This is a genomic window from Edaphobacter acidisoli, assembly GCF_014642855.1.
Taxonomy (GTDB): domain Bacteria; phylum Acidobacteriota; class Terriglobia; order Terriglobales; family Acidobacteriaceae; genus Edaphobacter; species Edaphobacter acidisoli.
Window position 1 is genome coordinate 827,965 of the sequence record NZ_BMJB01000001.1, and the last position, 20,775, is coordinate 848,739.

Annotated in this window: 17 protein-coding genes and 1 riboswitch; of the genes, 6 read left to right on the forward strand and 11 right to left on the reverse strand. The window is 59.1% G+C overall.

Translation table 11 applies throughout. The features are described from left to right. Nucleotides 1-588 precede the first annotated feature (588 nt). The 5 genes from IEX36_RS03355 (at nt 589) to IEX36_RS03375 (ending at nt 8,944) form a co-directional block, all read left to right on the forward strand. Entirely contained in the window at nt 589-2,928 is a 2,340-nt protein-coding gene (locus tag IEX36_RS03355; protein ID WP_263364966.1) for a glycoside hydrolase family 31 protein, read from the forward strand. 242 nt (nt 2,929-3,170) lie between these two features. Next, the gene (gene tdh, locus IEX36_RS03360) at nt 3,171-4,205 is read left to right on the forward strand and encodes an L-threonine 3-dehydrogenase (protein ID WP_188757898.1); all 1,035 of its coding nucleotides are present in this window, start codon (nt 3,171-3,173) and stop codon (nt 4,203-4,205) included. Between the two features lie 176 nt (nt 4,206-4,381). After that, nucleotides 4,382-4,572: riboswitch (cobalamin riboswitch) on the forward strand. 93 nt (nt 4,573-4,665) lie between these two features. Continuing rightward, on the forward strand, nt 4,666-7,053 hold the full coding sequence (locus IEX36_RS03365) for a ribonucleoside-diphosphate reductase subunit alpha (RefSeq protein WP_188757899.1): 2,388 nt from the start codon (nt 4,666-4,668) through the stop codon (nt 7,051-7,053). A 10-nt stretch (nt 7,054-7,063) separates the two neighbouring features. Beyond that, complete coding sequence (locus tag IEX36_RS03370) at nt 7,064-8,086, forward strand: ribonucleotide-diphosphate reductase subunit beta (RefSeq protein WP_188757900.1); 1,023 nt, start codon at nt 7,064-7,066, stop codon at nt 8,084-8,086. Between the two features lie 102 nt (nt 8,087-8,188). After that, nucleotides 8,189-8,944, forward strand: a complete 756-nt coding sequence (locus tag IEX36_RS03375) for a TIGR00266 family protein (protein WP_188757901.1) — start codon at nt 8,189-8,191, stop codon at nt 8,942-8,944. On the opposite strand, the gene IEX36_RS03380 is transcribed toward IEX36_RS03375, so the two are convergent. Beyond that, a complete protein-coding gene (locus IEX36_RS03380) occupies nt 8,945-9,706 on the reverse strand; it encodes a bestrophin-like domain (RefSeq protein ID WP_188757902.1) in 762 nt (253 codons plus the stop codon). Between the two features lie 117 nt (nt 9,707-9,823). On the opposite strand from IEX36_RS03380, the gene IEX36_RS03385 reads away from it, so the two are divergent. After that, entirely contained in the window at nt 9,824-10,612 is a 789-nt protein-coding gene (locus IEX36_RS03385; RefSeq protein WP_188757903.1) for an ABC transporter ATP-binding protein, read from the forward strand. Between the two features lie 3 nt (nt 10,613-10,615). Here the strand turns inward: IEX36_RS03385 and IEX36_RS03390 are convergent, their stop codons facing one another. From IEX36_RS03390 to IEX36_RS03435, 10 genes are all read right to left on the reverse strand, one after another. Beyond that, on the reverse strand, nt 10,616-11,665 hold the full coding sequence (locus IEX36_RS03390; RefSeq protein ID WP_229668682.1) for a glycoside hydrolase family 43 protein: 1,050 nt from the start codon (nt 11,663-11,665) through the stop codon (nt 10,616-10,618). 33 nt (nt 11,666-11,698) lie between these two features. After that, the gene (locus tag IEX36_RS03395) at nt 11,699-12,310 is read right to left on the reverse strand and encodes a GNAT family N-acetyltransferase (RefSeq protein ID WP_188757904.1); all 612 of its coding nucleotides are present in this window, start codon (nt 12,308-12,310) and stop codon (nt 11,699-11,701) included. 23 nt (nt 12,311-12,333) lie between these two features. Then, nucleotides 12,334-13,809 carry an argininosuccinate lyase gene (gene argH, locus IEX36_RS03400; protein WP_188757905.1) on the reverse strand — a complete coding sequence of 492 codons (1,476 nt, stop codon included), beginning with the start codon at nt 13,807-13,809 and terminating at the stop codon, nt 12,334-12,336. An 8-nt stretch (nt 13,810-13,817) separates the two neighbouring features. Beyond that, complete coding sequence (locus IEX36_RS03405) at nt 13,818-14,318, reverse strand: hypothetical protein (protein ID WP_188757906.1); 501 nt, start codon at nt 14,316-14,318, stop codon at nt 13,818-13,820. A 165-nt stretch (nt 14,319-14,483) separates the two neighbouring features. Continuing rightward, on the reverse strand, nt 14,484-15,824 hold the full coding sequence (gene argG / locus IEX36_RS03410; RefSeq protein ID WP_188757907.1) for an argininosuccinate synthase: 1,341 nt from the start codon (nt 15,822-15,824) through the stop codon (nt 14,484-14,486). A 51-nt stretch (nt 15,825-15,875) separates the two neighbouring features. Beyond that, a complete protein-coding gene (gene argF / locus IEX36_RS03415) occupies nt 15,876-16,979 on the reverse strand; it encodes an ornithine carbamoyltransferase (protein WP_188757908.1) in 1,104 nt (367 codons plus the stop codon). Then, nucleotides 16,972-18,222 (reverse strand): aspartate aminotransferase family protein, encoded by a 1,251-nt coding sequence (locus IEX36_RS03420; protein ID WP_188757909.1) that lies wholly within the window; start codon nt 18,220-18,222, stop codon nt 16,972-16,974. The genes argF and IEX36_RS03420 overlap by 8 nt, the downstream gene beginning before the upstream one ends. Next, the gene (argB, locus tag IEX36_RS03425) at nt 18,219-19,001 is read right to left on the reverse strand and encodes an acetylglutamate kinase (protein WP_188757910.1); all 783 of its coding nucleotides are present in this window, start codon (nt 18,999-19,001) and stop codon (nt 18,219-18,221) included. Before argB ends, IEX36_RS03420 begins: the two co-directional genes overlap by 4 nt. Then, complete coding sequence (gene argC, locus IEX36_RS03430) at nt 18,998-20,098, reverse strand: N-acetyl-gamma-glutamyl-phosphate reductase (RefSeq protein WP_188759795.1); 1,101 nt, start codon at nt 20,096-20,098, stop codon at nt 18,998-19,000. Before argC ends, argB begins: the two co-directional genes overlap by 4 nt. 16 nt (nt 20,099-20,114) lie before the next feature. Next, a complete protein-coding gene (locus IEX36_RS03435) occupies nt 20,115-20,555 on the reverse strand; it encodes an arginine repressor (RefSeq protein WP_188757911.1) in 441 nt (146 codons plus the stop codon). Between the last annotated feature and the right edge of the window lie 220 nt (nt 20,556-20,775).

Consider the following 20,775-nt stretch of genomic DNA (forward strand, 5'->3'; position numbering starts at 1 on the left):
AAGTACCAAAGTCTTCAAACGAAATGGCTTAGATATATGGAATGCGACATGGGTTCGGCAATGAAAAACGCCCGGTCTGCGCCGGGCGTTGGGTGTTCATTTCCAGTGTAGCGGGTTGGGTGAAACTAAACCGCCAGGTTTGGGAGATTTATATTCGGTTTGGTTTGTTGGGGTTGGGGGAATTTCTTGAAGTTGGGGGTATTGACAGGCTTTTTGCCGGGAAGAGCGAGCCACAGATTCCCTTCGGAAATGACAAACAAGAAAGGCAACAGCAGATTCCTCAGCTGCGCTACGGAATGGAAATGCGAGAAAGATGGGGAATGGGAATGCAAGAAAGGCCATGCCAGTTTTCGAGTTGGTGCAGCCCTTTCGAAGGCGAAGATTCGTGCTGACCACAAGCAAAATACCGAGGTTCTTCGCTGCGCTCAGAATGACAGGCAACAGTGGGTGTGGTTAAACTAAAACGATTCATTTCTTCACAATTCAGCTGCGATGAAAGGCAGGGCCGGAATGCGTCTCGGGTCAGATGGGGTGTTTTGCAATCGTTATCAGTGTGGGTTGATGAGGATGGGCGGCTGGTTGGTTTGCATGCTGGTGGCGCTAGTGTTGACTGCTCCGGGCGCGGTGGCGCAGGAGTCGGTTGTGCTGACGCGGCAGGATGCGACGGTGATGCTGGAGCCTTATGCTCCGAATATTCTGCGCGTGACGTTGAGCCTGCGGAAGAAGGATGCGGTTTCGGGGCCGGGGTATGGAATTACGGCGCATCCTTCGGCGGCTGGATGGACGCACGAGGCGAATGAGCAGGGGGATGTGTATCGCTCGTCGCAGATGGTGGTGACGGTTGGGGCGAGCCATAAGTGGACTCCGACCGGGACGGCTGCTGATATTGCGAAGTTCTTCAGTGGGTCTACTCCTGGTGTGGGGATTTCTTTCAAGACTCCTGATGGGAAGGACCTGCTTTCGATGCAGGGGTGGCAGATGTCGGTGCCGAACCATAAGGATGGGAATGCCGATGTGCTGTATGACCGGCGACCGACGGATGATGATTTCTTTGAGGTGGGGGCGTCCTTTTTTTCGTCGAAGGATGAGCACTACTACGGGCTGGGGCAGAACCAGGAGGGGTTTCTTGATCGCCGCAATCATGTGATTCGGTGTGCGCATGATTATGATGCTCCGTCGGGGCAGAGTGTATGTGTGCCGTTTGTGGTTACAAATTATGGGTATGGATTGCTTTGGGATAACCCTTCGAAGACGACCGTGGCGTTTGGATTCAATGACCAGACGCGGTGGACCTCGCAGGTGGGGCAGCGGGTTTCGTTCTTTGTGATTGCGGGCAAGACGTATGACGAGATCTATGAGGGCTATCGGCTGCTGACGGGCAGTGTGCCGATGCTGCCGAAGTCGGCTTACGGGTACATTCAGTGCAAGCAGCGGTATAGCTCGCAGGAAGAGGTGCTGGATGTGGCTAAGGGCTATCGTGAGCGGCATCTGCCTGCGGACGTTCTTGTTGTGGACTGGTTCTACTACACGAAGATGGGCCAGATGGATATGGACCCGGTGAAGTGGCCTGACCCGGTGGCGATGAATAAGCAACTGCACGCGATGGGATTTCACACGATGATCAGCGTGTGGCCGCGGTTTGTGCCGGGGTCGCGCTATTACGACACGCTGCTGCACAATGGCTGGTTCATGCACCTGGCCGATGGCACGCCAACGAATGGGCTGCCGTATGATCGCGCGGGGTCGGATATTGATACGACGAATCCGGATGCGGCGAAGTGGTATTGGGATACGATTCGCGACAACATTCTGAGTAAAGGGTTCGATTCGATCTGGGCGGATGAGACGGAGCCGGACCTGCCTCCGAATGGGAGCTACTTTCATATCGGGCCGGGAACGGAGTACTTCAATGTGTATCCGCTGTTTCATACGGCGGCGATCTATGACGGGTTTCGCCGCGACCTGAAGACGCGGGCGTTGATTCTGGCGAGGGATGCTTATACGGGCGCGCAGCATAATGGGGCGATCTTCTGGTCGTCGGATATCTCTCCCAACTGGGACACGCTGCGGCGGCAGGTGCCTACGGGGATTAATTTTGTTGCCTCGGGGATGCCTTACTGGAGCACGGATATTGGTGGGTGGCAGTATCTGCCTGCGTATCACAAGCCGGAGCATCCGCCGTTGATTGATCCGAGCGATGCGCGGGAGAATGTGGGGCACTACGACGACTATCCGGAGCTGTATGTGCGGTGGTTTGAGTATGGCGCGTTTCAGCCGAACTTTCGCTCGCATGGCAGCCGCAACCATAACGAGGTGTGGTCGTATGGGAAGCAGGCGGAGCCGATTCTGGAGAAGTATCTGCGGCTAAGGTATGAGCTGATGCCGTATATCTACACGCTTGGATATGACGCGCATGAGACGGGCGCGCCGTTTATGCGTGGGTTGTTTATGGATTTTCCGAAGGACCCGAAGGTGGCCAACATCGGCGATGAGTATATGTTTGGGCCGGCGTTGTTGGTGGCTCCGGTGACGGAGCAGGGCGCGACGACGCGCTCGGTTTATCTGCCTGCGGGGACGGACTGGTATAACTTCTGGACCAACGAGCGTGTGCATGGAGGGCAGCGCGTTACGGTGGCGGCACCGATTGATACGATTCCGGTGTTTGTGCGGGCGGGCTCGATTCTGGCGCTGGGTGCTCCGGTGGAGAGCACGAATGAGAAGCAGGCGATTGCGAAGGTGCGGGTCTACAGCGGCGCGGATGGCGATGCGGTGTTGTATCAGGATGATGGTTCGACTTACGACTATGAGCAGGGGAAGTTCGAGCTGACGCGGATGCATTGGAATGATACGGAAGGGGAGTTGACTGCGACTGGATACAAGGCGTGGAGTAAGCCGGATTCGGAGATGGTTGAGGTCATTGGGAAGTGACTCCATCAGGTGTGAATCTTGCGCAGAGGGGTGAAAAGCAGGCCTCCCGCTGCCCACCCCAGCGAGCAAGCTCGCCGGGGACCCCGGAGCGCGGAAGGATGACAACTGGGAAAGGTGACTCTCTTTCGTTGCATGAACGGTTATAGAGTGCGCTCATCAGGGCATTGGTATCGTTGACTTTCGTTTTGTTACGGAATAGCCTTGAATGCTGTCTGTGAAAACGTGCAGCGGGAAAGGCTCAAATGAAAGCGTTGGTGAAGAGCCGCGATGAGCGCGGTTTGTGGCTGGAGGATGTGCCCGAGCCGGAGATGGGCATCAATGATGTGAAGATTCGTGTGCTGGCTACTGGCATCTGCGGCACCGATCTGCACATCTACGACTGGGATGCCTGGGCACGCTCGACGATCAAACAGGGGCTGACGATTGGTCATGAGTTTGTCGGCGAGGTTGTGGCTGTTGGCTCGAATGTGACCGATATTGCGATTGGTCAGCTTGTGAGTGGTGAGGGGCACGTTGTCTGCGGGCGGTGCCGGAATTGTCTCGCCGGGCGGCGCCACCTTTGCGCGCACACGCTTGGGGTGGGCGTGAATCGCAATGGGGCTTTTGCAGAGTATGTTGTGGTGCCGATGTCGAATATCTGGCAGCATGCGCCGGGGATCTCGCATGAGATTGCGGCGATCTTTGATCCGCTGGGGAATGCTGTGCATACGGCGTTGGCGTTTCCGGTGCTGGGCGAAGATGTGCTGGTGACGGGAGCGGGGCCGATTGGGATTATGGCTGCGGCTGTGGCGCAGCACGCGGGTGCGCGGTATACGGTGATCTCGGACCCGAATGAGTATCGGCGTGCGCTTGCGGAGAAGGTGGGAGTGACGCGGGCAGTCGATCCGCGCTCGACTACGCTGAAGCAGGTGCAGGAACAGTTGGGGATGCATGAGGGCTTCGATGTGGGGTTGGAGATGTCGGGCAATCCGGCGGCGTTTCGCGACATGCTGGCGAATATGAGCCATGGCGCGAAGATTGCCATGCTGGGGATTCCGTCGCAGGATATTTCGATCAACTGGAACCAGGTGATCTTCAATCAACTGACGCTGCGCGGGATTTATGGGCGCGAGATGTATGAGACCTGGTACAAGATGACTGTCATGCTGCAGAGCGGGCTTGATATTTCGGCTGTGATTACGCACAGGCTGAACTGGCGCGACTACGAGGCTGGGTTTGATGCGATGCGGTCGGGGAACTCGGGCAAGGTGATTCTTGATTGGCGCGATGTGGCGTGACGGTGCTCATCGGACGAGCAAAATCCCCGGCACGACGCAGCGATCGGAGCGTCGTGCTATGAAATTGCTGGCATTTCGTCGACGCAAATAGCTTTCCACTGGATTCATCTGGCTGGGGTTGAGATTTGCACAGATACCGCAAGATATGGGGGCTTGCGGTTTCTGAATCTCATGATAGAGTGGTTTTACTTCGCGGTGGCCTGATTGAGAGATTGGGCTGAAAAGGGAATCCGGTGAGAAGCCGGAACTGCCCCGCAGCGGTGAGCAGGAACGAAAGCTCTGTTCGAAGCACTGGCTTGACGGCCGGGAAGCTGGAGCAAGTAGGGTGCCTGCGAGTCCGAAGACCTGCCACGAAGACATTCGCTTACGCCTCCGAGGGGAGGTGAAGTGGCAGTGGCTATCGCTCCGCTGAGGAGCGCTGCTGTTTGCTTCTTCCCCCTTCGCCGGCAGGGAGGGTTCGATGGCCACTACTCAGTCCAGCCTGTCGGGCGTGCTGCCTGGCTTTCCAGTTCACGAAGAGATGCCGACGATGCATGTGCGCAAGCGCAATGGCGCGCTTGAGCCGGTCGATGTCAATAAAATTGTTCGCGCGGTGCAGCGATGCTCGTCGGGGTTGTCGCATGTGGATGCGATGCGCGTGGCCAGCAAGACGATTGGCGGCTTGTACGATGGCGCGACGACGCGCGAGCTGGATGCGATCTCGATCGATACGGCGGCGTCGCTGATTGCGGAGGAGCCGCAGTACTCGAAGCTCGCCGCGCGGTTGCTGCTGGGGACGGTGATCAAAGAAGTTGCGGGGCAGAACCTGCACTCGTTCTCGCAGTCGATTGAGCATGGGCAGCGCGAGGGTGTGATCAATCCGGCTACGGCGGAGTTTGTGCGCGTTCATGCGAGGAAGCTCAACCATGCGATTGATGAGCAGCTCTCGGACAGGTTTGAGTACTTTGGCCTGCGCACGGTGTATGACCGGTATCTGCTGCGCGATCCGCTGTCGCGCAAGGTGATTGAGACGCCGCAGTATTTTTTCCTGCGTGTGGCTTGTGGACTTGCGGGGACGCCAAGTGAAGCGATTGATTTCTATCGGCTGATTGGGTCGCTCGATTATCTGCCGAGCTCTCCGACGTTGTTCAACTCCGGTACGAAGCACGCGCAGATGTCTTCGTGCTACCTGCATGACTCGCCGCTGGATTCACTGGAGTCGATCTACGACTCGTACAAGGATGTGGCGCTGCTCTCGAAGTTCTCGGGAGGGATTGGGTTGGCGTTTCATCGGGTGCGCTCGGAAGGGTCTTTGATTCGCGCGACGAATGGGCTTTCGAATGGGATTGTGCCGTGGCTGCGGACGCTGGACAGCTCGGTTGCGGCGGTGAACCAGGGAGGCAAGCGCAAGGGCGCGTGCTGTGTGTATCTGGAGCCGTGGCATGCGGATGTTGAGTCGTTTCTGGAACTGCGCGAGAATACGGGCGATCTGGCGCGGCGTACTTACAACCTGAATCTTGCCAACTGGATTCCTGACCTCTTCATGCGGCGTGTTGAGGCCGATGAGATGTGGTCGTTGTTCGATCCGAAGGACGTGCCGCATCTGCCGGATTTGTTTGGTGACGAATTTACTGTTGCGTATGAAAAGGCCGAGGCGGAGAAGCTTTATGCGCGACAGATGAAGGCACGCGATCTTTATGCGCGGATGATGCGTTGCCTTGCCGAGACGGGCAATGGCTGGATGACCTTCAAGGATGCGACGAACCTGAAGTGCAACCAGACGGGCAAGCCCGGCAATGTGGTGCATCTGTCGAACCTGTGCACGGAGATCACCGAGGTGACTTCGCGCGATGAGACTGCTGTGTGCAATCTTGGGTCGATCAATCTGGCGCGGCATGTGACGGATGGTGCATTTGATTTCGATAAGCTGGCCCAGACGGTGCGGGCTGCTGTGCCGATGCTCGATCGTGTGATCGACATTAATTACTATCCGATTCCGCAGGCGGCCAGTGCCAATGCGCGGTGGCGTCCGGTTGGGCTTGGTGTGATGGGATTGCAGGATGTTTTTTTCCAGCTGCGGCTGGCGTTTGATTCGCCTGAAGCGCTGGCGCTCTCGACGCGCATTCAGGAGGAGATTTACTTTCATGCGCTGGCCGCTTCGTGTGAGTTAGCTGAGAAGTCTGGTCCTCATCCTGCGTTTGCTGAGACGCGTCTTGCGGAGGGTAAGCTTCAGTTTGATCTCTGGGGAGTGAAGCCTTCGGACGAGAAGCTGTGGGATGTGCTGCGCGAGCGCATTCGCACGCACGGCGTGCGCAACTCGCTGCTGATTGCGATTGCGCCGACGGCGACGATTGCTTCGATTGCCGGATGCTATGAGTGCATTGAGCCGCAGATTTCGAACCTCTTCAAGCGTGAGACTCTTTCGGGAGAGTTCATTCAGGTCAATCGTTATTTGGTTTCGGAGCTGAAGGAGCGCGGTCTTTGGAGTGAGGAGATGCGGATGAAGCTGAAGCTGGCCGAAGGCTCGATTCAGCAGATTACGGAGCTGCCGGATGATCTGAAGCGCATGTACCGGACGGTGTGGGAGATTCCGATGCGCGCGCTGATCGATATGGCTCGTGACCGCAATGCTTATATCGATCAGAGCCAGTCGCTGAATTTGTTTTCGGAGTCGCCGCAGATTGGCAGGCTTAGCTCGATGTACATGTATGCGTGGAAGAGCGGGCTGAAGACGACGTACTATCTGCGGTCGCGCCCGGCGACGAAGATTGCCAAGACGACTGTTGCGGCTAACTCTACAACCGTGAATGCAATTGCTGCCGTGGCCTGCTCGCTGGAGAACCCAGGCTCGTGCGAAGCGTGCCAGTAAAGGAGATTTCATGTCATCTGTTCAAGCGCCTGAAGCTATTCTCGATCCCGGTCTCTGTCTGACGCTGCGGCCTATGCGCTATCCGGTCTTCTACGATATGTTCCGCGATGGCATTAAGAATACGTGGACTGTGGAGGAGGTCGATTTTCAGACCGATCTTGTCGATCTGAAGCAGCGGCTGAATCCTGCTGAGGTGCATCTGATTCAGCGGCTGGTTGCGTTTTTTGCGACGGGGGATTCGATTGTCTCGAACAATCTTGTTCTTAATTTGTACAAGCACATCAACTCGCCGGAGGCGCGGCTTTATCTTTCGCGGCAGCTCTACGAGGAGGCTGTGCATGTGCAGTTCTACCTGACGCTGCTGGACAACTACGTGCCCGATCCGGCGGAGCGCGCGGCTGCGTTTGCGGCGGTGGAGAACATCCCTTCGATTGCGAAGAAGGCTGACTTCTGCATGAAGTGGATGGATTCGATTCAGGCGCTTGATCAGCTCAGCACGCTCGAGCATCGCAGGCAGTTTCTGCTCAATTTGATTTGTTTTGCCGCTTGCATTGAGGGCTTATTTTTCTTTGCCGCATTTGCGTATGTCTACTTCCTGCGCTCGAAGGGGCTGCTGCATGGGCTTGCCGCGGGGACGAATTGGGTGTTTCGCGATGAGAGCTGCCATCTGGAGTTTGCGTTTGAGGTGGTGAATGTTGTGCGCAGTCAGGAGCCTGACCTGTGGGATGAACAGCTTGAACGCGACATCGTGCAGATGCTGCATGAGGCTGTCGATGCGGAGACGCAGTTTGCGGAAGACCTTTTGAGCGGCGGCGTTGCGGGGCTTTCGGTGCGGGATATGCGGCAGTATCTGGGCTATGTTGCGGATTGCCGGTTGCAGCGGCTCGGGATCGCGCCGGTGTTCAACGTGAAGAACCCTTTCTCGTTTATGGATTTGCAGGATGTTCAGGAGTTGACAAACTTCTTCGAGCGGAGGGTTTCGGCTTATCAGACTGCGGTCTCGGGCGAGGTGGCGTTTCACGAGGACTTCTAATCTGCTGGATGGACGATGCCGCGGTTGGTTCTGCACTTCAGGTGTGATGTGGCCGCGGTATACTGCTGCGGGCTCCCTACTTGCTCATTCAGGAGAAATGTTATGCAGAACCGTATTGTTGGCACGACGATGCCTGTGCTGGAATTCGCTCTGGATCCAAACGACGCGATTATCTCTGAGGCGGGCGAGCTCTCCTGGATGTCTGCGAATGTGCAGATGACGACGCATACGCAGCATGGTGGCGGCGGTGGTATCTTCGGCGCAATCAAGCGTGTGGCTGGTGGCGGGTCGCTGTTCATGACGGAGTATCGCGCTGTTGGTGGCACGGGTGAGGTTGCTTTTGCTACGCGCGTGCCGGGGCATATTGTTCCGGTTGAGGTATCGCAGGGGATGCAGTATATGGTGCATCGGCATGGGTTTTTGTGTGCTACTTCTGCGATTGAGCTGGGGGTGGGTTTCCAGCAATCGCTGGGAGCGGGCGTCTTTGGTGGCGACGGGTTTGTGCTGCAGAAGATTTCAGGGCAGGGGATTGCGTGGCTGGAGCTTTCGGGCGAGCTGATTATCAAGGACCTTGCGCCGAATCAGACGCTCTTCGTGCACCCTGGCCATGTAGGCGCGTTTCAGGGCAGCGTTGGGTTTCAGATTCAGCGCATGCCGGGGATTCGCAATATGATCTTCGGCGGCGATGGGATTTTTCTTGCGGCGCTGACTGGGCCGGGACGGGTGTGGTTGCAGACGCTTCCCATCTCGAAGCTTGCGCACCAGATTCAGGAGTATCTGCCGAAGGAGCGCGGGGCGCAGACGGCGGAGGCCGGCGTGCTTGGCGGCATTGTGGGCTCGGTGCTGAAGGGCATGTAGCTATTCGCTCTGCATGTTGATCAGAGCGCGCTGGAAAGCGGTGTCGTCAACGTGCACGCCGCCTTGAAATGGGCGGTCGATGTCGGCGATGGCAACGAGGGCTGTGGCGATGAGCAGCGACAGCGCGAAGACCTGGATGCTGTGCAGCAGCGTGTTCTCCTGGCCGAACAGGCAGGCGGAGAAGATGGTGAGCGCAGCGCCGAGGTCGAGGACCCACCAGAGGATGCCGGGAAGCTTTTCGGTGATCTGTAGCTGACGGATCTGCCTGTGCTCGGTGAGCGTGCTCATCTCGTAGAGCGCGTGGTCTTCGTTGGTGATCTCGGTCCAGTCCGGCGATTCGATGGACATGAGGGTGCGCCACATCTCGCGGCTGATGTGCGCGCTGGCTGGGCTGATCTCGGCGCGGTCCATGGCAGGCCACTCCTGTTGTACGACGGCGGTGGCATAGCTTTGCGCTTCGGCGCGAAGCTGGCTTCGCTGCGGCTCCGGAATGCCGCGCGCGAGGCGATGAAGGTTGACGAGCGCGTTGGCTTCCTGCTCGACGTTTACGGTCGCTACGCCGTAGTTGGTCCATACCGTGTAGAGCATGAAGCCGATGATGACTGCATAGGTTGTTCCAAGCACGCCGAGATGCCAGCCGATGAGATCGTTGTGCAACTTGCGGCGTTTGCTCGGCCAGAAGAGGTTCAAGGCAAACATGAGAAGCAGAGAACAGGCGACAATGACAATGACCAGTACGACGTCTTCAAAGGTGCTTAGCATCTTTTTCGCGTCCTCAATTGGAGGTGTCGAAGTATCGACAGCAATGTAACACGAGGCGTGACCGATGGTTGAATTGCATCGATTTTGCCGAGGCCACCATCTATTCTGTAAAGACACATGCCTACATTTCTTGAGCTATCTCACGTCCACGTGGCGCGCGGCGAAAATGTCGTTCTGCATGACATCAATCTGTCGGTGAATACCGGCGAGCATATTGCTATTCTCGGGCCGAATGGGTGCGGCAAATCGACGCTGATCAAGACGATTACGTGTGAGTGCTATCCGCTGGTCTCTGAGGAGGGCGAACCGCAGACGAAGGTGAGCATCTTCGGACGTGAGCGGTGGGATTTGACCGAGTTGAAGAAGCGGCTTGGTGTCGTTTCGGCTGAGCTGCCGGGACGGCATACGCTAACGACTACGGGACGAGATGCGGTGCTGACTGGATTCTTTTCGAGCTCGACGCTCTGGCCGAACCTGACGGTGACGGACGAGATGCGTGCGCGGGCTGAAGAGGTGCTGCAGCAGATTGATGCGGTGCCGCTTGCCGATAAGGTGGTGGGCGAGATGTCGGCTGGGCAGCAGCGGCGCATCATGATTGGGCGTGCGCTGGTTGCTTCTTCACAGATGCTGCTGCTCGATGAGCCATCGAATGCGTTGGATCTCGCGGCTCAGGCCGATCTGCGCGGGCTGCTGCGCAAGCTTGCTCAGCAGGGGACGGGCATTCTGCTGATCACGCATCATATTGCTGATATTCCACCTGAGATCGACCGCATTCTGATGATGAAGGATGGGCGGATTATTGCCGATGGGCCGAAGTCGGAGCTGCTGACGGCGGCACGGTTGAGTGAGTTGTTTAAGACGGAAGTGGAGATCACGCAGCGGAGTGGTTTTTACCACGCGTGGTAGTGGTTATGGAGTGTCTCCGTCCAGGTCGGTTCGTTCGCGCACGATTGTCAGGTGGTCGCTATCGTCGCGTACTTCGTATAGCTTGCCCCTAGCATGCTTGAACGGTCTGTGCAGCACGAGCATCAACTGGCCGTCAAAGGTGTGGAACAGCATTCCGTGGCCGCTGTCTTGATGTACGAGTGGAGGAAGTTGAATCCACGGCCCTTTTAGGCTGCCTGTTGCCGATCGTGCAATCGTTTGAACGTAGCTGCTTTTGCCGGGCTCGTCTGTGTGCTCGTAACTCGACCAGAGCATCAGCAGGTGGCCGTCTTTTGAGCGGTAAAGCTCCGGCCCGTCCGTCACGTAGCGTGAAGCGCTATCGCTGGGAACGGCCTGTTCGTCGATCCATGGAGCGTCGGAGGCCTTGAATAGGAAGATCGGCGGACCATCAGCGCTGGTCAAGTCGTTCTTCAGCGGAACCGCTTCCATGGTTCCATCGTTTTTTTGCAGCCACTCGTGCGCATAGACCATCCAGGGCTTGCCTGCGGGGTCAATGTAGAGGGTTCCGTCGAGCGTCATGAAATTGGATGGAGGAATTGGCCCGTCGCTTTTGACTGGAACAAATGGGCCGTCCGGCGAGTCGCTGACCGCGATGATTGTCCCCCGCATGTAAGTGGCGTGGCCTACGGGTAGCGGCTGTGGAATCGTCTTGCTCTCGTTATGTAGCGTGGTGAAGAGGTAGAAGCGTCCGTGATATGCGTGGACCTCCGGCGCCCATCCTCCGCTCTCGGCCCAGAAGTTTTCCGGTACGGTGAAGACGACCTCGGGTGCGCTCCAATGCTTCAGGTCCTTGCTCCTATACGCCATCGTTCCTGTTTTTTTGACGTGAGTCAGGGCCGGGACATTTGAGGTGTAGAGGTAGTAGGTCTTGGTGGGCTGGTAGGCAAGGATGAATGGGTCGTGGAGCGGCATCTGAGGCAACTCCATGGTTGCTTGTGCCTGCGGCGATGCCGGAATGCAGAGACCCGCTGCTGCGAGGACAAGCGCTAAAAATCGGGTGATGGAACTCTGCACCAGCACCTCCTGATTCGCTGTTCTGTGGATAAGCTATCGCTCCAGCTTGATGGTTCCGGTCTGTAGCTTGACCAGCTCAGGCTCCTCGAACTTGCTGGGGCCGAGGACGGCGATCTTGGGCAGCGGGCCGCGCACCATGGCGACTTCGTCGCAGGCGTAGAGGCGCGGGCAATTCTGGCAGTCTTTGTAGATCTTGTCAGGCAGCGCTGTGCGGTCGACGACGCGGAAGCCGAAGTGGAAGAAGAAGTCGGGGATGCGGGTGAAGAGGCTGACGGCGGTGACGTTTTGCTCTTCGGCTTCGGCGAGCAGTGCGCGGAGCAGCTTGCCGCCCGCGCCCTGGCCTTTGGCCTCGGGCTTGACGACGATGGAGCGGACTTCGGCGAGGTGCGGACCGTAGAGGTGCAGCGCGCCGCAGCCGAGGAAGACGCCGCTCTCGGATTCGGCTACGACGAAGTCACGGACGTTCTCGCAGATCTCGGCATAGTTGCGGCGTAGCAGGGTGCCGTCGCTGGAGAGCGAGTTGACCAGATCGAAGATGTTCACCGCGTCGGGCAGTTTTGCCTTCCGTACCGTGGCTCCGCCTACGCGAGGCCGCGATGAAGAAGTGGAGTCACTCACCGGCTGCAATGGACTAAAGACCGACATTGTTTGCTCTGCTTTCCTTTCCGCTACTTCTCCGCCAGGGCGGTGAGGCGCTTGCGTGCTTCGGCGAGTGCCTGCTTTACCTGGTGCCGCGCCGTGCCACCTGTGACGTCGTGGCAATCCAGCGTTGCTTCTAGGGTAATTGATTCGTAGAAGTCTTCGCCAAACTCGGGACCGAACTGGTTAAGTTCGGCGAGCGTTAGCTCGTTGAGTTCGCGGTTGCTTTCGAGGCCGAAGCGGACGGCGTTGCCTACCTTTTCGTGGGCTTTGCGGAAGGGAACGCCCTTATGCGTGAGGTAGGTGGCGGCGGCCATTGCGTTCAGGTAGCCGGTAGTTGCTGCGGCCTTCATGCTGGCGTCGCGGAACTTGAGCGCGCGGGTGAAGTTGGGCAGCACGCTGAGTAGGCCGGCGAGCGTGTCGGCGATGTCGAAGATTTGCTCCTGGCCCTCCTGGAGGTCTTTGTTGTAGGCGAGCGGGAGGCCTTTTATCAGGGTCGAGAGTGCCGTTGCTGATCCAAGTAGTCGGGCGGATTTGCCGCGGGCGAGCTCGGTGAGGTCGGGGTTTTTCTTCTGCGGCATCGCGGAGCTGCCGGTGGAGAAGGCTTCGGGAAGCTCGACGAAGTTGAATTCGGCGGTGGCGTAGAGGGTGATCTCTTCGGCGAAGCGTGAGATGTGCAGGCCGAGCGTGCTGGCGGCCTGCGCGAAGTCGAGCATGAAGTCGCGGTCGCTGGTTGCGTCGATGGAGTTCGGCGTGGGCGCGGTGAAGTCGAGGGCCTTTGTGGCGATGGTGCGGTCGAGCGCGAGCGTTGCTCCGGCGATGGCCCCTGAGCCTAGCGGGCAGAAGTTCATGCGGGCGCGGGCGTCGGCGAGGCGCGAGAGGTCGCGCTCGATCATGCTGACGTATGCCAGGAGCCAGTGCGCGATGAGGACAGGCTCGGCGCGCTGGAGGTGCGTGTAACCGGGCATGACGGCTTCGGCGTTGGCTTCGGCTTGGGTGAGGAGAGCTTCGGCCCAGCTCTCAAGGCCGCGGAGGCAGTGGTCTATAGCATCGCGCACGAAGAGGCGCATGTCGGTGGCGATCTGCTCGTTGCGGCTGCGGCCAGTGTGGAGCTTGAGGGCGAGCGCGCCGATCTCTTTGGTCAGTTCGAGTTCGACGTAGTGGTGGATGTCCTCGGCTTGCGGGGCGCTCGCCACGATGGCTGCGGCGATTTGGGCGTTCGAGGTTTCGTAGTCCACCTGGCCGGAGGTGACGGAGATGCGATGCGCCCAGTTGGTGGGGCGCTGCGCTACGGCGTCGAGGGCGGTGAGGGTTTGCTCGAGTTCTTCGGGCGTGAGGATGCCTGCGGCGGCGATGGCGCGCGCGTGGGCTTTGCTTGCGGCGACTTCCTGCGGGAGCAGGCGCCAGTCGAAGGGGAAGCTGCGTTGCCACTGCTCGAAGGTGCGGTCGAGTGGCTCGCGGAAACGGCCGGACCACATTTTGCTCGGATTGGGTGGGTTTGACATTTGTTCTTTCAATGAATGTGAAGAGTTTTTGCGAGTTGAACAGTGACGAAGAGCGCGACAACTGTCAGGCCGATAATAGATCTTGCAACTCGTTTCTTCAGGTTAACGGAATCAATATATCCGGGTGTGAGGGCGGCGATTGGGATACAAATGCCTGTGGAGAGGAATGCACAGAAAAATGCCGAAATTACCACCGGGCTTTCAGCAGGAGAAATCGTACTCGGTGTCCAAATGATCGCGAGAGTAATCGCAATCGAGTAGTAGAGCAGTCCGATCGTCAGAGGCTTCACCCATGTCGGTAGAGCTTTGATCTCGTTTGCCCAGACGTTTCGCTCCTTTGCAAGTCCGAGTAACGGGACGGCAATCGCAAAGTCGACAACGAATAAGTGGTTTATTGGGAAGCCAACCCCTAAGAGTGCCCGAATATGAAGAAAGATGGTCAGCGTAAGGCCAAGAATACCGATTATCAGGAGAAGCAATATGTACGTTTTCGCCAGCTTTGCGATCATTCCTTGCTTCTCCTTTCTAATATTGTGGTGATGCTGGAAATGCGGAGTTTCTCCTGTTCGCTGTGCTTCGGTTGACATGAGGAAGTTTGTTTGTGAAGTAAAGAGATCGGGACTCTATTTGCGATTGTTACGACACGGCTGAAGACGTGCCCTTAGCGAATGTGGCTACTCCTTGTCGTTGCTGCTATTGAGGTGTGGCATCTCGGAGCCTTTGCTTAGGGTGATGAGGCCGGTTTGGGCGTAGGTGAGCAGCTTGGCGCGGGTGTCGGTGATGTCGAGGTTGCGCATGGTGAGCTGGCCGATGCGGTCGCGGGGGGAGAAGGTGGATTCGGTCTTCTCCATCGAGAGGCGCTCGGGAGCGAAGGTGAGGTTCGGGCTATCGGTCGAGAGGATCGAGTAGTCGTTGCCGCGGCGCAGCTCCAGCGTGACCGTGCCGGTGACGGGCTTGGCGACCCAGCGCTGTGCGGCTTCGCGGAGCATGATGGCCTGCGGGTCGAACCAGCGGCCTTGATAGAGCAGGCGGCCTAGCTTGCGACCGTTTTCGCGGTACTGCTCGATGGTGTCCTCGTTGTGGATGCCGGTGATGAGGCGCTCGTAGGCGATGAAGAGCAGCGCGAGGCCGGGGGCTTCGTAGATGCCGCGCGACTTGGCTTCGATGATGCGGTTTTCGATCTGGTCGCTCATGCCGAGGCCGTGGCGACCGCCGATGCGGTTGGCTTCGAGAAGAAGCTCAACCGGGTCAGGGAAGTCCTTGCCGTTGAGCGCGACGGGGAAGCCTTCTTCGAAGCGGATGGTGATCTCTTCGGGCTTGATGGCTGCGTCTTCGCGCCAGAAGGCCGTGCCCATGATGGGGGCGACGATCTTCATCGACGTGGAAAGGTGCTCGAGGTCTTTGGCTTCGTGCGTTGCGCCGAGGAGGTTGGAGTCGGTGGAGTACGCTTTCTCGGCGGACATCTTGTAGGCAAAGCCGGAGCGCTGCATGAAGGCGGACATCTCGGCGCGGCCGCCGAGCTCGTCGATGAAGGCGGCGTCGAGCCAAGGCTTGTAGACCTTGAGGTCCGGGTTGACGAGCAGGCCGTAGCGGTAGAAGCGCTCGATGTCGTTGCCCTTGAAGGTGGAGCCGTCGCCCCAGATGTTGACGTCGTCCTCCTTCATGGCCGTGACGAGCATGGTGCCGGTGACTGCGCGGCCGATAGGTGTGGTGTTGAAGTACGTCACGCCTGCGGTGGTGATGTGGAATGCGCCCGACTGGAGCGCGGCGATGCCTTCGCGGACGAGCGGGCCGCGGCAGTCGATGAGGCGCGCCTTCTCGGCGCCGTACTCGAGGGCCTTGCGCGGGATGGCGTCGTAGTCGGCTTCGTCGGGCTGGCCGAGGTTGGCGGTGTAGGCGTAGGGGATCGCGCCCTTCTGCTTCATCCAGTGAAGCGCGGCGCTGGTGTCGAGGCCGCCTGAGAAGGCGATGCCGACCTTTTGGCCTACGGGTAGAGATTCGAGAATTACGGACATAGTGATGCAGACCTCAATGGTTCTCAATGGTTGAGCAGATGCGCGGAATGACTAACCGTTGTTGCGCTTGCGTGCCTGGATGCCGCGGCCGCGGTTGTTGGAGATGCGCTTTGCGCCGCCGAGGAGCATGAGGAGCAGGGCCTTCTGCGCGTGCATCCGGTTTTCAGCCTGGTCGAAGACGACGGACTGTGGGCCGTCGAGGACGGCGTCGGTGACTTCGGCGTTGCGGTGCGCGGGGAGGCAGTGCATAAAGACGGCGTCGGGTTGCGCGTGGGCCATCAGGGCTTCGTTAACCTGGTAGGGCTTGAAGATGGGGGCGCGTTTGGTGGCTTCGTGCTCGAAGCCCATGCTGGTGCAGACGTCGGTGTAGATCGCGTCCGCGCCAGTGACGGCTTTGACGGGGTCGTGCAGCAGGGTGATGCTGCCGCCGGTTGTTTCGGCGATCTCGATGGCCTTGTGGATGATTTCGAGCTTGGGTGCGAAGCCTTTGGGCGACGCTACGGTGCAGTGTGCGCCGAGCTGCGCAGCGGTGAGCATCAGCGAGTGGCAGACATTGTTGCCGTCGCCCACGTAGGTGAAGCGCAGACCGGCGGCGGAACCGAAGCGCTCTTCGAGGGTGAAGAAGTCGGCGATGGCCTGGCAAGGGTGCTCGAGGTTGGAGAGTGCGTTGATGACCGGGACCTTCGAGCCGGCAGCCATCTCGGTGATGGTCTCGTGCGCGTAGGTGCGGAGGACGATGACGTTCATCCAGCGTTCGAGATTGCGGGCCATGTCGGAGAGCGATTCGCGCTCGCCGAGCGGCGACTGCGTCTGGTCGACGAAGATGGCGTTGCCGCCGAGCGTGTTAATGGCGGCCTCGAAGGTGAGGCGCGTGCGCAGCGAGGCCTTCTCGAAGAACATCACCATTTGCTTCGCGTCGAGCGCGTGGCGGAAGTCTTCGGGGTGCGATTTGACGGAGTGGGCCAGATCCATGATGGCGGCCATCTCCTGCACGGTGAGGTCGGCGATGGAGCAGAGGTCGCGCCCGCAGAGGCGCTTTGCGGCTTCGGTGAAGGCGGTGTCGGACTGAATGCCGAGCGTCGCTTTGGGCTTTGGCGCGGGTGTTTCGTCGGGTGCGGTTTCTGCCGGTTTCATGATTAAGGTCTTGCTACCCATGGGACTTCTCTCCTGCCGGAGCAACACCGGCCAGTGCAGTATTTGCTTTGAGGATGGCGTCGAGCGCGCTGATTGCAGTCTCGACGTGCTCGCGCTCGAGGATGTAAGGCGGCAGGAAGCGCAGTACGGTCTCGCTGGTGCGGTTGATGATGATGCGGCGCTCCATCATTTGCTGCGCGACTTTCTTTGCGAGGTCAGCCGAGTTGAGTTCGAGGCCAAGCATCAGGCCGAGGCCGCGCACGTCGGTGATGCAGTCGTGGTGCTTCGCAAGGTCTTGAAGTTTCGACTTGAAAAATGCGCCTACCTCTTCGACATGCGCGAGGGTGTTTTCGCGCTTCATCGTGTCGATGACGGCGATGGCTACGGCGCAGGCGAGTGGGCCACCGCCGAAGGTCGTGCCGTGCATTCCGGGCGTGATGGCGAGCGCGGCTTCGTTGGTGCAAAGCATTGCTCCCATTGGGATGCCGTTGGCGATGGGCTTGGCCACGACGGTGACATCGGGCTGGATTCCATAGTGCTGGTATGCAAACCATTTGCCGGTGCGCCCGAGACCGCACTGGATCTCGTCTGCCAGCAATAGTGCGCCGGTGGAGTTGCATAGCTCTCGCGCGGCGGCGAAGAACTCGGACGAGATGAGGTGGATGCCGCCTTCGCCTTGTACGGGCTCGATGCAGATGCCGCAGACTTCGCTGGAGAACTTGGCGCGCAGATCTGCAACGTCGTTAAATTGCACGAACTCGACGTCGGGCATGACGGGGCCGAATGGTTCGCGATACTTTGCCTTGGCCGTGGTGGCGACCGAGCCCATCGTGCGGCCGTGGAAGCTGTGGTCGAGCGCGAGGAACTTTGTGCCGATCGTGCGGCCCTGGGCGCGCAGGCGGGTGGAGTTGGCGCGGGCGAGCTTCAGCGCGGCTTCCCATGCTTCGGTACCGCTGTTCGAGAAGAAGACGCGGTCGAGGCCGCTGATCTCCGTCAGACGCAATGCCAGGTCAGCGGTGTGCTCATGGTAGAAGAGGTTCGAGACGTGCAGGAGACGTTTGCTCTGGCGCGCGATGGTCTCTTCGACGGCGGGGTGCGCGTAGCCGAGTGCCGAGACGCCGATGCCGCTGAGCAGGTCGAGGTAATCGTTGCCGTTTTCGTCGCGCAGATAGACGCCTTGCCCGCTGACGAACAGGACAGGGTTGCGCTCGTAGGTTTGAACGAGCAGCTTGTTCTCTGCGGCCTGAATGGATTCGAGCTTCATGCGACCATCACCTCCGTTCCGTCGTTGACCCGCGTGGAGCAGAGGTCGGGCAAGAGCCAGGCGGCCTCCGCAGGAAGAATGCGTACACGTTTGACGCCGTGGGTCAGAGCCTCGCGGCAGGCGTTCAATTTGGGCAACATGCCGCCGGAGATGACCTGCTGCTTTTCGAGCGCGGGAATCTGCGACAGGGTGAGCCAGCGCATGACGGCGCCGTCCGCGCCTTTGACGCCGGGAACATCGGTGAGGAAGACGAGCGTGTCGGCGTGTGTGGAGACGGCGCAGGCAGCGGCCATCTCGTCGGCATTGATGTTGTAGTACTCGCCGTCGAAGCCGAGGGCGATGGAGGAGATGACCGGCACGGCATTCATGGTCCAGATGGCTTCGAGCCACCGTGGGTCGGACGCGGCGATCTCGCCGACGAAGCCGAGGTCGGGGTTGGTCTTCTTCTTGCGCGCGCGGAAGACGTGGCCGTCGCCGCCGGAGAGACCGACGGCGGCTTGTCCATGCGAGCCCACGGCTGCGACGAGCGCCTTGTTGACGCGGCCGGCTAAAACCATCAGCGCGGCATCGCGCGTCTCGGCATCGGTGATGCGCAGGCCGGAGATGAACTCGCTCTTCTTGCCCATCTGGGCCAGGGTTCGCGTGAGCTGCACGCCTCCGCCGTGGACGACGGCGACCTGATTGCCGTCGGCGACGAGGTCTGCGATGGCCTTGCCGCAGGCGTGGAGCAGGTCTTTGTTCTCAAGGGCCGCACCGCCCAGTTTGACTACGAATCTCAAAGCAAGCCCTCCTCTTCGGCCCAGCCGCACATGACGTTGAGGTTCTGCACGGCCTGGCCGGCTGCGCCCTTCAACAGGTTGTCGAGACACGACACCATGATGAGGCGCTTGCCGTCCTTCGCCAGCGCAAAGCCAACGTCACAGAAGTTTGTGCGGACGATGTGTTGAATCTGCGGCAACTGCTGCGCGGGATGAACGCGCACCATCGGGCTGCCGCTGTAGAAGTTGGTGAGTATCTGATGCACTGCTTCCGGCGTCGTTGCGGTCTTCAGGCGGAGATAGATTGTCGAAAGAATGCCGCGCGGGATTGGCAGCAGATGCGGGGTGAATTGAATCTGGTCCGGGTTGAGATGAAGCTGCTCGAAGAGCTCGCCCGTGTGGCGATGGCCGAAGACCGCGTAGGCCGAGAGGTTGTCCGCCGCGTACATGAAGTGGGTCTTGGCGGATGGGGCCTTGCCCGCGCCGCTCACACCGGACTTCGAGTCGCAGATGATCTCGTGCGAGAGATCGACGAGCCCGGCCTGCACGAGAGGCGCAAGCGCAAGGATGACGGATGTGGGATAGCAGCCGGGATTCGCCACCAGACGCGCCGTGCGAATCTCTTTGCGGTGCAGTTCGGGGCAACCGTAGACGGCTTCGTCTTGCAGCTTTGCCGCTTGCGTGGGGTCGGCATCGTGGAGATGGTAGACCTCGCGGTTCTTCGCGTCTTTGAGTCGCCACGCACCGCTCAGGTCGATGACTTTGATGCCTCGCTTCAGCGCTTCGGGCGCCCATTCGCGTGATTGCTCATGCGGCGTGGCGAGGAATAAAAATTCAATTCCGGAGTCGACGAGCCACTCCCAGCTGAAGGGATGGACGGGGTTGGACTGCGCGGTTCCGGGCACGCCGAGTTGTGGATGCAGGTCTTCGAGCCACGCCGTTGACTTTGTTTCGGATTCGGCGGCACGGCCAAGGAATGCAGGACGCACGCCAGCTAACCGGGGATGACGCAACAGGAGCCGGGCGAGTTCGCCGCCCGCATAGCCGCTGACTCCAGCTACGGCTACGCGCGGGGCCGCGTTGCTGCCTGTGGTTGCGACGGTGTCTTCTTCCTCGATGCCTGCTGCTCCTGAATTAGCCAAGATAGCCCTCGATCCGTGTCTTCAGCTGGTTCGCCTGCTCCTGATCGGGGCAGATAATCAGCACTGTGTCATCGCCCGCGAGGGTGCCAACCACCTCGGGCCAGTCTTCATAATCGATGCCGGCGGCGATGGGTTGCGCGCCGCCTGTGGTCGTCACCAGAACCAGAAGATTCTGCGCTTGATTAACTTTAAGCCCAAAGCTTCCCAATACCTCGCCGATGTCAGGAAGTGCGTCTTCGGCCTCATCAGCTTCGCTGGGAAGGGAATACCCTCCTGGGCCTTTTGATAAACGCAGTTCGTGAATATCGCGTGAGAGCGTTGCCTGGGTGACGTGAAACCCGCGGCCTGCAAGCTTGCGGCGCAGTTCGTCCTGGCTGGCCACCGTGGCTTTGACGAGCAGCTCACGGATTACGGTTTGGCGTTGTTGTTTCATGGATTCGGTTAATTTGACCTGTTTTTCTATTCTTATGTCAGCGGTTATGAGCATTGCTGAGAACGAGGTCAAATTTCAATATGTATAAATATACATTGTTCGTGTATATTTATACAAGATGGTGCTACGGCTGCACTCTCCAATCCCTGAAGGAAGGTAAATCGGTTGAGGCCCTGGCGCCTCGATTCGAGTATAGTGAAGCATGGACTGGTCTCCGGCA